Source organism: Alteromonas sp. ASW11-130, assembly GCF_026183735.1.
Taxonomy (GTDB): Bacteria; Pseudomonadota; Gammaproteobacteria; order Enterobacterales; family Alteromonadaceae; genus Alteromonas.
Map to the genome: position 1 here is coordinate 47,854 of NZ_JAPFRE010000020.1, position 16,828 is coordinate 64,681.

Sequence of the window (16,828 nt, forward strand, 5' to 3'; positions counted from 1 at the left end):
TGTATTCCCATTCTTTTGTATGCGATTTAAACAGTTATCTACAAGTCTAAGTCTGCTAATGTGTTTAGCGGTTACCTCATGTGCAGCCCCACCCCCAAAAGTAGAGGCTGATGTGTCAATGATCTCATTTAAAAATAATACCGAATCGTTTAGTGTTTCCAGTAAAACGTATAATGAGCCTAATACACAGTTTTCATTTGAAGGATTTAAAATAAAAAACAGATATGTATCTGCATCGAGACTGGCGTGTGTAGTTGCGATGTCTAACAGTGAAAAAGAAATAACTCATTTTTGTTATAAGAATGACAAATGGGTTAAGTTATCCCCACTCGTTTTCTAAATGTAGTTCAGTGAAAAGTGAAAAGTGAAAGTGAAAGTAACGCAATGAAAATTACCTTCCCTGTTTTAAGCCTAGTTCTGTTTACTCTATTCTTTAGTGCTCTGGTCTCCGGCCAGTCACTTGAGCAACTTCAAGCACTTCGAAACCAAGCGCAGCAAAAATCGGCTACAACAGGCGGGGATTCATCAGCCTCAACGGTATCACCAATGGACCTTTCAACAGATATTACGCTACCTTCTATGAGTTCTGGGACTAACTCGGTGGGTCGTTATTATTCACAACCGCGTCAGGGAATGTCATTACCTGGTGAGCCTACGATTGAGTCGGTGTACCCTTCTACGCCCCAAATGGCGGCTCCCCCTTATGCCTCAAATTTATTTATCGGAGGCTTTGAATCAGAACGAGCATCTGGGCTTAACGAAGATTATTTAATCGCCCCTGGAGACAAGATATCGATTTGGATGTGGGGTGCAGTAAACTACTCAGGCGTAGCGACGGTCGATAATCAGGGCAATATATTTATTCCTAATATTGGCCCTATTCACTTAGCTAACGCCCCAGCGAGCAGCGTAAACTCGATAGTGCAACAGCGAATTCGTCAAGTTTATACTGATGTAAACATATATATAAACTTATTAACGTCTACACCCGTTTCAGTATTTATTTCAGGCCCAGTTATACGCCCCGGTCAATATGCTGGTCAGGCATCTGACAGCATTCTCTACTATTTACGCCGAGCCGGAGGCATAGATTTTCATCGTGGAAGTTTCAGAATAATCGAAATAAAACGAGCCGGTGAGTCAATTCAAACCATTGACCTATATCAGTTTGCGAGACACGGCCGTTTACCCGAACATCAATTTAAAGATGGTGATGTCATACTCGTTCATCCTATTGGAAATACTGTAACAGTAACCAGCGGTGCTAAGAATAGCTTTACTTTTGAGTTTCTCACGGAAGAACTTTCTGGGGGGCTTTTGAATGAATTTGCCATTCCCAATAATGCTGTAAATCATGTTGCCATTTCGGGTCTACGCGATGGGGAGCAATTTGCGAAATATCTGACTACAAAGCAGTTTGAATCTACCTACTTAAAAGCTGGAGATATTGTCGCGTATTCCGAAGATCATGAACAAAACATTTATAAAATAAATATTGCAGGAAGTTTTGCCGGACAATCCAAGTTTATGGTTGAAAAAGGAACCCGAATTCATCAACTTTTAGACTACATCGCGGTGAATCCTCAAACCTCTGATGCTGACAATATTTACCTGTTAAGAAAAAGTGTCGCATTAAAGCAAGCCGAAATCATCGAAGAGTCTTTGCAGCGTTTAGAACGGAGTATTTATACAGCCCCCATTAGTTCTTCCGGGGAAGGCGCAATAAGGGTGCAAGAAGCCCAACTGGTATCAGACTTTATCGCTAGGGCGAGAGAAGTGGAACCGTTAGGAAAGGTAATAATTTCCGAAGATGGAAAATTAGCTAATGTATTGTTAGAGCACGACGATACGATCTTTATCCCAAGCGCCACTGACTTGGTACACGTCGGGGGTGAAGTATTACTTCCTCAATCAGTTGTATTTAATAATGAGGCGGACATTGAAGATTACCTTGCATGGGCGGGCGGGTTTACCCAACGAGCCGATAGTGAACGAATTTTAGTTATTAAGAAAAATGGCAATGTTAAAATTGCTTCATTAGATGAAGGTTTCTGGTTCAAAGGTGAAAGCGATTCGACAATTGAGGCCGGAGACCAAGTAGTCGTGCTTCCGTCTATCGAAGTTAAATCTCTTCAAGCTATCAAAGATATAACCCAGATTATTTATCAGATAGCGGTTGCAGCCAATGTAGCGTTAGACTAAAGATGGTATCGTTCTCGCAGCAACTTAAGGGGTGGCGAACAGTCGTCTTTGCGCTTTTCTTACGTGAACTGCAAAGCAAGTTTAACGATAAATTTGGTTTAGGCTGGGCTGTGCTTGAACCTGCTGTATTTATTTTTACACTTTCATTTCTACGTGGAATGATTAGCGGGAACGATGTCCACACTATCCCTACAACTATTTTCATGATGATTGGTTTGATTTTTGTGCAGGGATTTATGAGAACTGTCCCTGCGGTAGCGAAATCAATTAAGCAAAACAAGCCGTTATATGCTTTCAGACAGGTTATGCCCATGAGCGCAGTGATTACGACATCTGTTTTGGAGTTTTTGATTAAAACAATTGTTGTTATCATACTTTTAATAGGACTCTACCTATTTCAACAAGAATTCAGACTTAATGACCCGCTCTATTTACTGGCTTTGTGGGTGTGTTTATATTTTTTTTCCGCAAGTATTGCGTTACTCTTTGGAATCGCTACGGCATTTATTGCAGAAGTCGAGAAAATACAAGGCGTGTTGCTACGACCATTTTTCTTTATTTCTTGTGCGTTTTTTAGTCTTCAGGATGTGCCTAAAGAGTTTTGGCCCTACCTTACCTGGAACCCAATCGTTCATTTAGTGGAACTTGCTAGATATGCATGTTATTCATCTTACGGGAATGACGGTGTAAGTTTCGGTTTTGCTCTCTCATGTACAATCGTTTTTTTCTTCTTCAGTTTGGCGATTTATCACATAACCTGGAAAAATGTGCTTTCGAGATGATTAAACTTGTTAACCTAACAAAAAGTTATCCAAGTCAGCTAGGACCTCAATATATTTTCCGAAATCTAAATTTTAGTTTCCCTACGGAGAATAATGTAGCAATTTTGGGTAAAAATGGTGCGGGTAAATCTACACTCTTTAGAATGTTGGCTCGAAGCGAATACCCTGATAAAGGTAAAATATTAACGAACAGATCAATGTCCTGGCCCGTTGCACTTCAAACAGGCATTCATCCACAAATGACAGGAAGAGAAAATACACGATTTATTGGTCGCATAAATCATGTGAAATCCCTTAGCCAATATCAAGCGGATGTCCAGAAATTTGCAGAGTTAGGTAAAAAGTTTGACTTACCCGTTAAAACTTATTCTTCCGGTATGCGTGCGAAGTTAGTTTTTGCCTGTTGCATGAATATCGATTTTGATATTTATCTGATTGATGAAGCTACATCTGTTGGCGATCCCGCTTTTAGAAAAAAAGCGCGTGCCACCTTGAAAGAACGTGCAGAGACGGCTGGCGTTATAATGGTAAGCCACGAATTAGACCAAATTAGAGAATTCTGTAATTCTGCCGTTATCATATCAGACGGCGAACTAACATATTATGAAGACTTAGAAGAAGCCATAGCTATTTACACCGGCGATAATAACTAATATTGAGATAGTGGAAGGAATGAAAAAATATACCTCAGAGATCACTTCATTCGTAAAGAATAATCAGGTTTTATTAATTGTCTGTATCTGGTTGTCGTATGGGGTGTACTTAACAATTTTCGCTGCTGAGCAATTTGAAAGTGAAAGCCAACTTATTTTAAAGTCCAGTGATGGGGGAAATGCTCTCGATCCCTCGGCTTTACTTTCCACCTTGGGTACATCCGTAGCAACCAATGAATCAGATATTGCGATAGCATTTATTCAGTCTGCCGACATGGCATACCATCTCGATAATACAATCAATCTTTCCCAGCATTATGCTACGGGCACCTATGACATTTTTAGTCGGCTATCTGCGAATTCCACTAAAGAAGAGTTCCTTGAGTTTTATCGCGATCATATTGAAGTAGAAAAAGATTCCATCTCTTCAGTCATCACCCTTAAAACGAGAGCATTTACGCCTGAATTTTCAAACTTAATTAACAATGCTATTACTGAGCACACAGAACGGTTTGTGAACAAAATAAATAATGATGTGGCTAAAGCAAAACTCGCGTTCGCCGAGGCTGAACATGAAAAAATAGAAAATAGATTACGAACAGCTAAGACTGATTTGCTTGCATTTCAAGCAAAGTATGAAGTATTGGACCCGAATATGCAGGGAGCAGCGCTTCAACAAATCGCATTTTCTATTGAAGCAACTCTGTCTCAAAAACAAGCTGAGCTTGATGCACTATCTTCTATAATGTCCACAACTGCACCCGAGATTCAAAATATAAGACGCCAAATTGCAGCGTTAGAAAAACAGCTATCTAGACAGAAAGATAAAGTCGTACAGTCAAGAGATGGTAAAGATGAAAAGTCAGCGACTGAAATTATGGCAGAATTTAGTAATATAAAAATTCAACTAGAGCTGACGCTGCAGGCATTTTCAGCATCGCTGCTTACTTTAGAAAAAATTCGCGTTGAGACTTATAAAGCATTTCAGCATCTTGTAGTTATTAATCAACCTACTCTGCCTGAAGAAAATCAATATCCCAAGACCATATACAATCTCGTATTGTTGGGTGTGGTATTGTTTATGGTCTACTCAATTATTAGAATTATCATTGCAACGATTAAAGAGCTTTAACTAATTTAAGTAGAGCTGATTCATGATGGTACAAGCACTATTGCTTGTACCTCGCGTGATACTATATTTATGAACTTCTCTAAATGACAAATAATAGAGACGGTTGAGATGCTACTAAAGATTGCATTAGTCTAGACATTCTCTTTCGTCTTATTCTATGTCCCTCGTATTTAATAGCCTACAAGAGTCAAAGACCATAAGAGTATGAGTCGAGGTCATGCAATGGATACAATTTCCACTTTCACGCGCCGCTTCTTCAGCTTGTGAATTGACTCAGTTTCACTCAATGTAGCTCTAATAACCCTTCCCCACGTCAGCTGATCAAAAATTAAAAGCTTGCGTACTAGATGAACACACCTCATTAAGGATAGGTATTATTAGAAGCGTGCAATATTCGCCAAGCTTCTTATCAAATACACCTTACGTTTCTAACTTTCTGTTTTTTTTGCCTATATTTTCTGTAAATGTTTATTCTTTGCCACCAGTCACTTCATTGCACCATTTTCTTCCGCCATTAAACTCATCTCTAATCAATTCCGACTCGACTTAATATAAAAACAGACTATGGCATCTGGTTTGCAATAGATCGACTAAACGCCACAAATGCTGGTATATACCAACAAAACCGTCAATTTACTGACGCTTTAAAAGAATCAGTGCGAGGAAATTATGGAACTGGCCATCATATTAATGATTTTGCTCATCGTCGTATCAATAAGTGCCATGAAATTATCAGACAATGGCGTCACTTTTCCGTTTCGCCGCAAGCCATCGTTGTTTACCCCTGTTGAACACACATTCTTAAACTTAATTGATCAGGCTGTAGGTACTGAATTCCGCGTCTTATGCCGCGTACGGTTAAATGATTTGTTAACTGTACAAAATCAAACCGACCGAAAGCAGGCTAGTGCAGCGCTTTCACGTGCCTCGGGTAGACAATTGGATTTTGTATTATGCAATCGCAGTGACATGAGTCCTGTACTCGCCATCGATTTGGTACACAAAAGTGGGAAAGAAGGTTACAAAACGCAAAAAGATTGGTTTGTTTCAGGCGCACTTGATGCGGCTGGCGTTCCTCATGCGCGTATAAAAGTACAAGCGGGCTATACTGTTGAAGATATTAAAGAGTGTATCGAAACAAAGTTGATACCCTACCGCCGTAGTCGACAAAAAATGACGCAAGCACCAACTCATAATCCTGCCCCCCCACGCCGACCAACCCGGCCTGTCCGCTCTGTGCGCTCGAATAAGGTCGCAGCATAACGATTGTTATGCTGCCAAGTTTAAAAAACTGTCAGTTTACTTACATTCATAATAGAATTATGCGCTTTTAGCATTTATCGCAATTGATATGCGATGACAGTTAACGGTTGTTACACTATGAAAATAGGTATTTTAGGAGCGATGGATCAGGAAGTCGCTTTGCTTAAGGACTCTCTGGCAAACGTTACAACTTCTACGTGGGCCCATTTAACGTTTTATTCAGGTCAGCTTCACGGTGTAAATGTAGTAGTTGTAAAGTGTGGGATAGGTAAAGTAGCGGCATCGGTTGCCACGGCAATGATGATAGACCGTTTTGGTCCTGACTTTATTGTCAATACAGGTTCCGCAGGGGGGTTCGATACTAATCTTAAGGTGGGCGACCTGGTAATAGCTAGCGGCGTACAGCACCATGACGTTGATTTAACTCATTTTGGTTACGTCCTTGGTCAAGCCAGTGGAATGCCAGATATTTACCCATGTGATGAACGCCTGATTGTAGCCGCTGAGCATGCAGCATCTGACGTTGTACATATTACTTCCAAGCGCGGCCTGGTTTGCACCGGCGATTCCTTCATAGGCTGTGATGAAGCCGCATCACGTTTGCGCAGCTTATTCCCCGAGATGAGTGCAGTTGAAATGGAAGGCGCTGCAATAGGCCAGACGTGCTTTATGCTTGACACTCCATTTGTAGTTATTCGATCATTATCTGATATTGCTGGGATCACCTCTACTATATCATTCAGAGATTACCTCGATGTGGCGGCTAAACACTCAGCCGAACTGGTAATGGGTATGATCAAAGAATTATCGGAAAATCCACTGCTGAACTAATAATGGAAGCGTTGTTAACTGATTCAGTAATCGGCACGTTAGCCATATTGTGGCTGGTAGTAGTGGCGGACATATTTTGGCGCTGGCCTCCTGCGTACCATCCACTTTCAGTGCTGCGTATTATGGCAGCTAGCATGGCGACAAAAGTGTTGCCAGCAAAACAAGATCCAGCCATGCAACATTATATTTCTGGTTCGCTCGGATTGATTATCCTGATAACGCCGTTTGCGGTATTGGTGGGATTACTGGTGTACATAGCGGAATACCCGCTGTTTTTTGAAGCGGTTCTCGTTCTGGCTATGGTTGATTTTAATCATGTACGCTACCAATACCAGCAAGTCGTTAACGCCGTTGGCAAAAATAAGAAAGTGCTGGCCAGGGAAACATTAACTCCTATCGTATATCGTGATTGCGCTATGCTAACCGATATTGGTATTGCCAAAGCCGCTATTGAATCATTGGTTCTGCGCTTTTGCTATCAGTATTGGGGCGTATTATTTTGGTTCTTAATAGCTGGTCCAGTAATGGCTTTGGTATACCGTATGTTGTTAACCATTAACTGGGAATGGCACTGGCGGAAACCGGGCTACCTACGTTTCAGCCAGCCTGTTCACGCGTTAACAAAAGCCCTGCGAGCTATACCGGCTTTTTTTGCTTCAATGGCATTGATACTGGTGACCCACCCAGCCAAATCATTTAGCGCTATGAAAAATGCTAAAGCCCGGGATCAGAGTTCACTAATTCTCGCTGTCATGGGTGGGGGCCACGGTATCAAGTTAGGTGGGCCGTTATACTATCATGGTGAGAAATTCCGTTATCCTAGGGTAGGTGGAAATCGAGAAGTACGTTACTCAGATATGATTTATTGTAAACGTGCGATCACCCGTGCTTCCCTGCTTCTGAGCACTCTGGCCACCTTGATCCTACTTATTGTATGGGACATTCCCCGTGTATCAGGTTTTGTTTAAATGACAAAAGTGATACCTGCATGCTCGATTATATGGCTGATGAGCGTGTCTGCGTGGGCCTCTGCGGAACGTATTATTACCCTATCACCGCATTTAACAGAATGGATTTATAGTCTGGAAAAAGACGATGAACTCGTTGCGGTAAGTGAGTTCAGCAATTACCCCCCATCAGCAAAACGTTTTCCCACTGTAGCTAATCATAACGGCATTAACTTCAAACGAATCGTCACGTATAAACCTACACTGATTCTTGCCTGGGAAGGCGGCAATAAACCACAAGATATCGCTCGTTTACAGTCTCTGGGGTTCGAAGTATTCACATCTTCCCCCAAATCACCAAAAGATATTGCCGTAGAAATAAGAGAATTGGGCAAGCGTTTAAAACAGACAAAACTGGCTGAAAAACTAACCTTGAAATTTGAAAATGATATAGCAGATATTGAAAACAAATTTGGCCATACTGATCAATCGGTTTTCTATTATTACTGGGACAAACCGCTGATGACAGTAGGCCGTGAGACATGGGCAAATCATTTACTAAATATTTGTGGCGCGCGCACCCTTTTTGATGACTCCCCTGTTGATTTTCCTGAAGTCACTCTGGAAGAAGTACTTAAACGCCAGCCCACGCTGCTGATAGCGTCAAGTCACCAATCGTTGTCGATACTGGAACAGTTCTGGCAGCCACATCGCAACTTCCTCGCTGCTCCACTGGTTCGCGTTAATCCGGACGTTTTCAGCCGTTTTACCTTGCGTTTACCAAATGAGCTTTTAACGTTATGTAAAAAAATCAGTTCCAATTAGTGCATCAACTAGCTTGATTCAGAATGCTGTTCTACTGTTAACAAAACTACCAACAACAGTAGACGACGAGAATGAAACAGGATAACCATGTTATGGCCACGGGCGATTATAAGGTAGCAGACATATCATTGGCAGAGTGGGGCCGCAAAGAGTTAACTATTGCCGAAAGTGAAATGCCCGCTTTACTGACTATCCGGAAAAAATACAGCAAAAATAAACCGCTCTCGGGAGCCAGAATTCTTGGCTGTATTCACATGACTATCCAAACAGGCGTTCTCATCGAAACGCTTCTTGAACTCGGTGCAGAGGTCCGTTGGTCTTCCTGTAATATTTTTTCTACTCAAGATCATGCTGCTGCAGCCATGGCCGCTGCCGGGGTGCCTGTTTTCGCTTGGAAAGGAGAAACGGATGCAGAATACAAGTGGTGTCTTGAACAAACCATATTGAAAAACGGTAAGCCCTGGGACGCCAATATGGTATTGGACGATGGCGGTGACCTTACGGCCTTGCTGCACGAACAATATCCTCAGGTGCTAACACATATTCACGGCATAACCGAAGAAACTACCACGGGTGTCCATCGTTTGCTGGATATGCTCAAACAGGGGAAACTTAAAGTGCCTGCCATTAATGTTAATGATTCGGTCACCAAGTCAAAGAATGATAACAAGTATGGGTGTCGCCATAGTCTTAACGATGCAATCAAACGGGCAACCGACCATTTACTGGCAGGTAAAAAAGCACTAGTAATTGGTTATGGCGATGTGGGCAAAGGTTCATCTCAATCCTTACGCCAGGAAGGCATGATTGTCAAAATAGCAGAAGTCGATCCTATTTGTGCCATGCAAGCCTGTATGGACGGATTTGAAGTAGTCTCTCCTTATTACAACGGAGTAAATACCGGCGATAAGCAAAATATTGATACCGCCCTGTTGAGTAAAACTGATTTACTTGTCACTACTACAGGCAATATCAATGTGTGTGACGCTAACATGCTAAGTACGATTAAAAAAGGCGCAGTCGTTTGCAATATAGGGCATTTCGACAATGAAATCGATACAGCCTTTATGCGCGAGAATTGGCGCTGGGATGAAGTAAAGCCACAAGTCCATAAAATCTATCGCAGTGAAGATGAAGAGGACCATATTCTGTTACTTTCAGAAGGACGTTTGGTCAACTTAGGCAATGCTACCGGTCACCCCTCCAGAGTAATGGATGGTTCATTTGCCAACCAAGTACTGGCACAAATACATTTATTCGCACAGGCTTACGCCGATCAAAATGAGCATACCCAACAAGATTTACTGCGGGTTGAGGTGCTACCTCGACAGTTAGACGAAGAAGTCGCGCGTTATATGGTAGAAGGATTCGGGGGTGTAATCACCGAATTGACAGACCAGCAAGCAAATTATATTCATGTAGAAAAATGCGGCCCGTTCAAGTCTGAACACTATCGTTACTAAGCGTAACTAAGGCCACCCACTTACCTATCTGCCAGCCAATATAGCTGGCAGATCTGTTTTGGTGGATGAACCTAAGCGGTGTTTGCTAAAATGCTGAAAATCGTTTTAAAGCATTAATCTTACATGACTATCGATCTTGCTACGCCGGCTATGCTGTTTCCTGCCATCTCATTATTACTATTGGCATATACTAATCGCTTTTTGACATTAGCAACTATCATTCGCAATTTTGCTAAAGACGAACTAGACAATAATACCGCAGCGCAAATAAAGAACTTACGCCAACGGATTCAATTAATTAAGCGCATGCAAATTGCCGGTGTAGCGAGCTTCTTTTTATGTGTATTAGCTATGCTGGCCATCTATTTAACGTATCAGGAAGTCGGCAGTTGGATTTTTGGTGTGAGTTTAGTTTGTTTACTTTATTCATTGTGGATGTCTGTGAGAGAAATTCTTATTTCAGTGGAAGCTTTAGATGTACATTTAGCGGGTGTGGCGAGGAAATCCAACCATGAAGAGTGTTAAGCAGGTAAGTTACGTACAACTTGAACCCAAGTACTTTAAACAAGTGGTTGAATTAGGGAATAGAGTACATGGCGACAATTACCTCTCGTCTGAATCTATCAAAACAATTTATGAGGACAGTTGGCAGGATGATATTAATGCCAGTTGGATTGCATTATTCGAAGATAAAGTAGTGGGTTTTAGACTTACTTTCGCAGCATCTAAATGGACGCCAAACGAATGGTGCTCTCCAACGCTCTGGCCTATTCCCCAAGAACAGGTCTGTTACTTCAAGTGTAATACTGTTGACAAATCTATTCGCGCCCATGGGGTGGGCAGTGAATTATTAAAACGTTCCATCAAGCAAGCTAAGTTGCAAGGTGCTCAAGCAGGTCTTGCCCATATATGGCTGGCTAGCCCTGGAAACAGTGCTTACAAATATTTCACTAAAAATGGGGGTAAATTAGTGAAGAAACACCCTAATATGTGGCGCCATGCATCTATTCATGAGGGCTACAACTGTCCTGTATGTACGGGATATTGCGAATGTGTAGCTGCTGAAATGATACTCCCTTTCCAATGAGTTATGACCCATTAACTGTCAACGCAGTAAGCACGGAACTTCCCCATCCACCAACTTACTGGCGTTCGACACATAAAGTCGTATCGAGAAATCCCCTTGCTCAAGATATCCAGTGTGAATGGCTAATTGTAGGCGCGGGTTACACTGGTCTTGCCGCTGCGTGTGAATTAAAACGCCACTCCGCCCGCTCAGACGTTGTGGTGGTTGATAGTCATGACATTGGCTTTGGCTGTGCCGGTCGCAATGGTGGTTTTGTGCTTTCTGGCACAGGACGTTATAGCTTACCGGCTATTGCTAAAAAGTGGGGCGTCGAGGTGGCGGTTAAAATGCATGGAGAGTGGCAGAGTGCCGTAAACGCATTAAATAAACACATTATGCAAGGAAATATTCAGTGTGACTTAAGTAGTGGGCCCTATTTAAAAATTGCTCACAACGCCAAACAAGCTAATTTACTTCGTCTTGCAGTAGAAACAAACAAACGCGATTTCGACATAGATGCCAACTTTTTGTCCCCCGCCAAGCTTGCCTCTCAACTTAAAATTGAGCACGCATACGGGGCCTCTATCCAGCCGGGACAATCTTTAAACCCATTGAAGTACGTCGATGGGCTCGCTCGACTTGCAGAAAACGATGGGGTAACAATTCATACTCGCACACCAGCTGAGTCCATTGAACGCACAGCGAATGGTTGGAAGATAAAGACCCCCCAAGCAACCATTAACGCTGAGAATATTTTACTTGCGAGCAACGCATACAGCCCGCGCCAATTCCATCCTATGATAGATAAACGGCAGTTCCCAGTTCAATCAAGCATCATTGTTACGGCACCTATTTCCAACTCGGTACGCGAAACCACTGGGCTCAATAAGGCGATGACCATGATGGATACGCGCATGATGAAATATTACTATCGTACACTGCCAGATGGACGGCTACTTTTTGGAGGTCGCGGAGCCGTAGCGGGTAAAAATGCCGACAGTCCTTTGGCCAAAAATCGGTTAATTGATGCTATGACCGCCAGCTTTCCGTCACTAAAGCATATTGATATCGATTATTTCTGGAGTGGGTGGGTGTCAGTCGCCTTGGACAGTATGCCCAGAGTGGTATTCGATGAAAAGCAACGAATTGGATATTCTATGGGTTATTGTGGTTCTGGCGTATCATTCGCTACTCTTGCAGGCGCCAGACTGGTGCAAAGGGCCTTAGGCGAAAAGTTGGATACGTCCTTACCCCTTTATCGAAATGCTTTACCTAAATACCCCATGCCTGCGATGCGCAGAATGGGGTTGCGAGCCCTTTATACCTGGGCTCACCTATTTGAATAATACTGATTATTTAAGGGTGATACGGGCAAATTTACGTTTGCCCACCTGATATACCGCCTCACCTGGTGAGGTAAGTTGCAACCTTGGGTCTTCAACTTTTGTTCCATCAATTTTCACTGCTCCTTGCTTAACCATTCGCATAGCGTCTGAGGTTGAAGCAACAAGCGATGCATCCTTTAATACACTGCCTAACCCTAATCCGTCATCAGTTAAGTCAAAAGTAAATTCGGGCATTTCATCAGGAATCGCATTTTTCTGAAAACGCTGAATAAAATCCTGATGTGCTGCGGCAGCTGCATCTTCATCATGAAAGCGGGCAATAATCTCTTTTGCTAGCATAATTTTGAAGTCCCGCGGATTCGCGCCCGCAGCAATTTGTTGCTTGAAACTTTCAATCTCTTCAATTGGACGGAAGCTTATCAAGTCATAGTAACGCCACATCAAATCATCCGATACTGACATAACTTTACCAAACATATCGTTGGGTGCATCAGTTATACCAATATAGTTATTGAGTGACTTTGACATTTTCTTCTCACCGTCCAGCCCCTCTAATAGTGGCAGCATTACCAGTGCTTGTTGCGTTTGCCCCTGATCTTTTTGTAATTCTCGACCCATTAACAGGTTAAACCGCTGATCGGTTCCACCAAGTTCAACATCGGCTTTTAGCGCAACCGAGTCCCAGCCCTGTACTAACGGATATAAAAACTCATGAATGGCGATGGGCTGGCCTGTGGCATAGCGCTTTTTAAAGTCGTCTCGTTCTAACATTCTTGCCACAGTTTGACTTGCGGCGAGTTTGATCATACCGTCTGCTCCTAATGTATCCATCCATTCGGAGTTGAAGCGAATTTCAGTCAGTTCAGGGTCAAGTATTTTAAAAACTTGCTCTTGATACGTACGTGCATTTTCTAATACCTGTTCTCGGGATAAAGGCTTGCGCGTGACGTTTTTACCAGTAGGATCACCTATAAGACCAGTAAAATCTCCGATCAAAAAGACCACTTTGTGACCGAGTTGCTGGAATGTTCTTAGTTTGTTGATCAGTACAGTGTGACCTAAATGCAGGTCTGGCGCGGTAGGGTCGAAACCCGCCTTAACCGTAAGCGTTTTACCGGTTTTAAGTTTATCAATTAAGTCCTGTTCAGGCAGGATTTCATCGGTTCCTCGCTTTATTTCAGCTAATGCTGTTTGCCAGTCATTCATTTTTTTCTCACATCTACTGGTATCACGGTTTAATCTGGCTGGCATTTTACGCATGGATGGGAACCTTTGAAAGGTTTGGTGTTCATATTTGAGCGCAAACTGCCGATAAAGATAACGAGCTGAGCAAATTATGAGCAGCTATAATGAATAAATGTCCATGTTGAAAGCTTTATTCTCTAATTAGGTTGTACGATGAGAATCAATTTATACGCGGGTGTGAAAAACACCGTAAAAAGATTACCCTCGCCACACCGCACCGGGTTGGCGATTGCCAGTGCGTTCCTGTGTGGGATGGTACTATTGCCGTCAGAACCGGTTGAAGCCAGCCGTCATGCTGAAGCCGCCATTTTAGACGTTGGCGTCCGATATCCACTTAAGTTGGCGGTAACCCAGAATACAGATGTGATGTTGCCTGAAGAAGAGTCGGGTTGGCAGCTTTATAAAGTAGGTCGGGGTGATACGCTGGCAAAGATTTTTAAGCGCGCCGGCTTTTCTCCTCGCGACACTTATGAAGTAAGCAGCTCCGGTGAACTAGCTAAAACGCTGGTGACCATTTTACCTGGCGATGAACTCTGGCTAAAAGCTGATGATAATGGCGGCTTTGCAGGGCTAAAATACAAGTTATCCGCAAAGGAAACTCTATCTATCGGGCCCTCCGAAGAATCAGCCAAACTGATTGCTGAGCTTCAGACTAAAGAAATCGAAGTCCGTCATAATTTTGCCCAGGGAGAGATTACCTCAAGCTTTTGGCATGCGGGGGTATCTGCAGGATTAACCGATAACCAGATTATGCATCTTGCTGGTATATTTGGCTGGGACATCGACTTTGCCATGGAGATTCGTCGAGGAGACGTATTTAATGTGGTATTTGAAGAACAGTACATTGATGGTGAATTTGTAGGTTTTGGCGATATTGTTGCTGCTGAATTTATCAATCAGGGCGAAAAATTCGCTGCAATTAAGCACAGCGATGGAAACTATTACACCCCAGAAGGCCGTAGCATGCGCAAGAGTTTTTTGCGTGCGCCAATTAACTTTAAATACGTTAGCTCTAACTTTACTAAAGCTCGCTTCCATCCCGTTCAAAAACGTTGGAAAGCACACCGCGGTACAGATTACGTAGCCGCGGCGGGTACGCCAGTAATGGCTGCCGGTGACGGAAAAGTAGTGAAAGCGGGCTATGATCGCTTTAATGGTAATCACGTTTTTATCCAGCATGGTGAGAAATACACTACCAAATACCTGCATTTCAAGAAAAATGCCGTAAAAGTCGGTGATGTAGTTAAACAGGGTCAGACGGTAGGCTACTTAGGTAGTACAGGTATGGTAACTGGCGCACACTTACACTATGAATTTTTAGTGGATGGTGTGCACCGTAATCCACGCACAGTGGCACTACCTAAAGCACTCCCGATTGCCAAAGAAGAGCGTGCGGCTTTTGAAGTCATTGCGCGCAATCGACTTAAACAATTAGATACAAACAAACGTATAATGTTGGCTATGCAATAAATATGGCCTATTACATTGGTTTGATGTCGGGCACCAGTATGGACGGCGTAGATGCCGTCCTGTGTGATATCACTCATAATAATATTTCTACTAAACACTGTCTTTCCCTTCCCTTTTCTGATGCATTATTAAATCAATTGGTCGCGCTTTGTTCGCCGGGAGTTAACGAACTAGAACGCATGGCGGAAGCAGATCGTAATGTTGCACATACATTTGCTGAAGCAGTTAATCAACTGCTCTGTGCAACGAATTTAAAACCAAGTGATATTGTTGCCATTGGGTCTCACGGGCAGACAATTCGTCATCAACCTACATCGGGCTCTCTCTTTGGTTACTCTATTCAAATTGGCGATGCTAACAGGATTGCTGCCCTTACGGATATTGATGTGGTAGCCGATTTCAGACGCAGAGATATTGCCGAAGGCGGACAAGGCGCCCCTTTAGTGCCTGCTTTTCATCACCAGGTGTTTGGTTCACCGTCCGCTACAAGAGCAATTGTAAACATTGGTGGAATTGCTAATGTTACATATTTACCTGCCGATGACTCGAAGCCTGTTGTGGGATTCGATACTGGACCGGGAAACCGTTTAATGGACATCTGGTGCCAGCGTCATACAGGGAAGCGCTACGATAATAATGGCCAGTGGGCGGCCTCGGGTGAAGCTGATATAAGCCTGTTAAAGGAAATGCTAGATGACCCCTACTTTAAAAAAGATACACCGAAAAGTACTGGACGAGAATATTTTAACGAACAGTGGTTGACGCAATTTGATGCACTATGTCAGATTCGTGCGAACGATATTCAGGCTACCTTGTTGTGTTTAACAGCCCAGTCGATTGCTGATGCTATCCACCGTTTAAAGCAAGTTGATGAAATATACGTATGTGGTGGCGGCGCGTTCAACGTACACTTATTACAAACGCTAGCTGTGAAAACGGGGATTGACGTGCTATCAACCGAACAATTGGGAATAAACCCTCAATGGGTAGAAGGAGCCGCTTTTGCGTGGTTGGCTTGGGCTTATACCAATCGAATTACCGGTAATTTGCCTGACGTGACGGGTGCCAGAAGGGCGTGTGTTTTAGGAGCTTTGTATTCAGCTTAGGCTAATTCGCACCGACGCATAATCAGCACTAAGTGTAATCCCAATATTGCTATTCGGAATCAGTGAAATCTGATAGTGGACAGTTTTTCCAAACACCCAATCCAGCCTAAATTATGTTGTTCTTTTTCTTTCTCGTTGGCAAACCCTGAATGAATTAAAATAATCTCGGTGGTACTATCGTTTAATTGCTCAAATTGTATGTCAACACTGGTAATTACGCTTTCTTCTAACGCGTCTTCCCAGGCCCATGAAAACATCAGCTGGTCATTTCGGCGGATTCGCGTGTATTCCCCAGTCAACGTATAAGATTTACCCGTAGCTTCTTCCATAACGATACGATACTGTCCGCCTTCTTCAAAGTCAGAGACCACTTGCACAACATGCATTGGCGGTGGCGCTATCCATTGACTAATCAATTCAGGCTTATGAAAAGCATCGAAAAGTTGAGTAATTGGAATATGAAAGATTACATTCATTTTGAAATTATACATATGGGT

At 42.8% G+C, this 16,828-nt stretch carries 16 protein-coding genes; 14 read left to right on the plus strand and 2 right to left on the minus strand.

Annotated elements, in window-relative coordinates:
* The first annotated feature begins 384 nt into the window (after positions 1-384).
* From OPS28_RS07730 to OPS28_RS07785, 12 genes are all read left to right on the plus strand, one after another.
* Positions 385-2,202: a polysaccharide biosynthesis/export family protein gene (locus OPS28_RS07730; RefSeq protein ID WP_265608882.1), complete on the plus strand. Its 1,818-nt coding sequence runs from the start codon at positions 385-387 to the stop codon at positions 2,200-2,202.
* A gap of 2 nt (positions 2,203-2,204) precedes the next feature.
* Positions 2,205-2,984, plus strand: coding sequence for an ABC transporter permease (locus tag OPS28_RS07735; RefSeq protein ID WP_265608883.1), 780 nt, complete (start codon positions 2,205-2,207; stop codon positions 2,982-2,984).
* Positions 2,981-3,637 carry an ABC transporter ATP-binding protein gene (locus OPS28_RS07740; protein ID WP_265608884.1) on the plus strand — a complete coding sequence of 219 codons (657 nt, stop codon included), beginning with the start codon at positions 2,981-2,983 and terminating at the stop codon, positions 3,635-3,637. The genes OPS28_RS07735 and OPS28_RS07740 overlap by 4 nt, the downstream gene beginning before the upstream one ends.
* 19 nt (positions 3,638-3,656) lie before the next feature.
* A complete protein-coding gene (locus OPS28_RS07745) occupies positions 3,657-4,769 on the plus strand; it encodes a capsule biosynthesis protein (protein ID WP_265608885.1) in 1,113 nt (370 codons plus the stop codon).
* Positions 4,770-5,438: 669 nt separating this feature from the next.
* Positions 5,439-6,032 (plus strand): DUF2726 domain-containing protein, encoded by a 594-nt coding sequence (locus OPS28_RS07750; protein ID WP_265608886.1) that lies wholly within the window; start codon positions 5,439-5,441, stop codon positions 6,030-6,032.
* Positions 6,033-6,149: 117 nt separating this feature from the next.
* Entirely contained in the window at positions 6,150-6,863 is a 714-nt protein-coding gene (locus tag OPS28_RS07755) for a 5'-methylthioadenosine/adenosylhomocysteine nucleosidase (RefSeq protein WP_265608887.1), read from the plus strand.
* Between the two features lie 2 nt (positions 6,864-6,865).
* Positions 6,866-7,831, plus strand: coding sequence for a cobalamin biosynthesis protein (locus tag OPS28_RS07760; protein WP_265608888.1), 966 nt, complete (start codon positions 6,866-6,868; stop codon positions 7,829-7,831).
* Complete coding sequence (locus OPS28_RS07765; protein ID WP_265608889.1) at positions 7,832-8,635, plus strand: helical backbone metal receptor; 804 nt, start codon at positions 7,832-7,834, stop codon at positions 8,633-8,635.
* Between the two features lie 71 nt (positions 8,636-8,706).
* The gene (ahcY, locus tag OPS28_RS07770) at positions 8,707-10,098 is read left to right on the plus strand and encodes an adenosylhomocysteinase (RefSeq protein ID WP_332017644.1); all 1,392 of its coding nucleotides are present in this window, start codon (positions 8,707-8,709) and stop codon (positions 10,096-10,098) included.
* A 123-nt stretch (positions 10,099-10,221) separates the two neighbouring features.
* Positions 10,222-10,623, plus strand: coding sequence for a DUF2721 domain-containing protein (locus tag OPS28_RS07775; RefSeq protein ID WP_265608890.1), 402 nt, complete (start codon positions 10,222-10,224; stop codon positions 10,621-10,623).
* On the plus strand, positions 10,610-11,185 hold the full coding sequence (locus OPS28_RS07780) for a GNAT family N-acetyltransferase (protein WP_265608891.1): 576 nt from the start codon (positions 10,610-10,612) through the stop codon (positions 11,183-11,185). Before OPS28_RS07775 ends, OPS28_RS07780 begins: the two co-directional genes overlap by 14 nt.
* The gene (locus tag OPS28_RS07785; protein ID WP_265608892.1) at positions 11,182-12,510 is read left to right on the plus strand and encodes an NAD(P)/FAD-dependent oxidoreductase; all 1,329 of its coding nucleotides are present in this window, start codon (positions 11,182-11,184) and stop codon (positions 12,508-12,510) included. Before OPS28_RS07780 ends, OPS28_RS07785 begins: the two co-directional genes overlap by 4 nt.
* A 6-nt stretch (positions 12,511-12,516) precedes the next feature.
* Here the strand turns inward: OPS28_RS07785 and tyrS are convergent, their stop codons facing one another.
* The gene (tyrS, locus tag OPS28_RS07790) at positions 12,517-13,716 is read right to left on the minus strand and encodes a tyrosine--tRNA ligase (protein ID WP_265608930.1); all 1,200 of its coding nucleotides are present in this window, start codon (positions 13,714-13,716) and stop codon (positions 12,517-12,519) included.
* A gap of 192 nt (positions 13,717-13,908) precedes the next feature.
* On the opposite strand from tyrS, the gene OPS28_RS07795 reads away from it, so the two are divergent.
* Positions 13,909-15,225 carry an OapA family protein gene (locus OPS28_RS07795; RefSeq protein ID WP_265608893.1) on the plus strand — a complete coding sequence of 439 codons (1,317 nt, stop codon included), beginning with the start codon at positions 13,909-13,911 and terminating at the stop codon, positions 15,223-15,225.
* The gene (locus OPS28_RS07800; RefSeq protein WP_265608931.1) at positions 15,222-16,331 is read left to right on the plus strand and encodes an anhydro-N-acetylmuramic acid kinase; all 1,110 of its coding nucleotides are present in this window, start codon (positions 15,222-15,224) and stop codon (positions 16,329-16,331) included. The genes OPS28_RS07795 and OPS28_RS07800 overlap by 4 nt, the downstream gene beginning before the upstream one ends.
* Before the next feature lie 59 nt (positions 16,332-16,390).
* On the opposite strand, the gene OPS28_RS07805 is transcribed toward OPS28_RS07800, so the two are convergent.
* Positions 16,391-16,822 (minus strand): SRPBCC family protein, encoded by a 432-nt coding sequence (locus tag OPS28_RS07805; protein ID WP_265608894.1) that lies wholly within the window; start codon positions 16,820-16,822, stop codon positions 16,391-16,393.
* Positions 16,823-16,828 lie beyond the last annotated feature (6 nt).

Excerpts from the sequence above, each read along its gene's own strand:
- OPS28_RS07730 (WP_265608882.1), top strand. The coding sequence starts at position 385 with ATGAAAATTACCTTCCCTGTTTTAAGCCTAGTTCTGTTTACTCTATTC.
- OPS28_RS07735 (WP_265608883.1), top strand. The coding sequence starts at position 2,205 with ATGGTATCGTTCTCGCAGCAACTTAAGGGGTGGCGAACAGTCGTCTTT.
- OPS28_RS07740 (WP_265608884.1), top strand. The coding sequence starts at position 2,981 with ATGATTAAACTTGTTAACCTAACAAAAAGTTATCCAAGTCAGCTAGGA.
- OPS28_RS07745 (WP_265608885.1), top strand. The coding sequence starts at position 3,657 with ATGAAAAAATATACCTCAGAGATCACTTCATTCGTAAAGAATAATCAG.
- OPS28_RS07750 (WP_265608886.1), top strand. The coding sequence starts at position 5,439 with ATGGAACTGGCCATCATATTAATGATTTTGCTCATCGTCGTATCAATA.
- OPS28_RS07755 (WP_265608887.1), top strand. The coding sequence starts at position 6,150 with ATGAAAATAGGTATTTTAGGAGCGATGGATCAGGAAGTCGCTTTGCTT.
- OPS28_RS07760 (WP_265608888.1), top strand. The coding sequence starts at position 6,866 with ATGGAAGCGTTGTTAACTGATTCAGTAATCGGCACGTTAGCCATATTG.
- OPS28_RS07765 (WP_265608889.1), top strand. The coding sequence starts at position 7,832 with ATGACAAAAGTGATACCTGCATGCTCGATTATATGGCTGATGAGCGTG.
- ahcY (WP_332017644.1), top strand. The coding sequence starts at position 8,707 with ATGAAACAGGATAACCATGTTATGGCCACGGGCGATTATAAGGTAGCA.
- OPS28_RS07775 (WP_265608890.1), top strand. The coding sequence starts at position 10,222 with ATGACTATCGATCTTGCTACGCCGGCTATGCTGTTTCCTGCCATCTCA.
- OPS28_RS07780 (WP_265608891.1), top strand. The coding sequence starts at position 10,610 with ATGAAGAGTGTTAAGCAGGTAAGTTACGTACAACTTGAACCCAAGTAC.
- OPS28_RS07785 (WP_265608892.1), top strand. The coding sequence starts at position 11,182 with ATGAGTTATGACCCATTAACTGTCAACGCAGTAAGCACGGAACTTCCC.
- tyrS (WP_265608930.1), bottom strand. The coding sequence starts at position 13,716 with ATGAATGACTGGCAAACAGCATTAGCTGAAATAAAGCGAGGAACCGAT.
- OPS28_RS07795 (WP_265608893.1), top strand. The coding sequence starts at position 13,909 with ATGAGAATCAATTTATACGCGGGTGTGAAAAACACCGTAAAAAGATTA.
- OPS28_RS07805 (WP_265608894.1), bottom strand. The coding sequence starts at position 16,822 with ATGTATAATTTCAAAATGAATGTAATCTTTCATATTCCAATTACTCAA.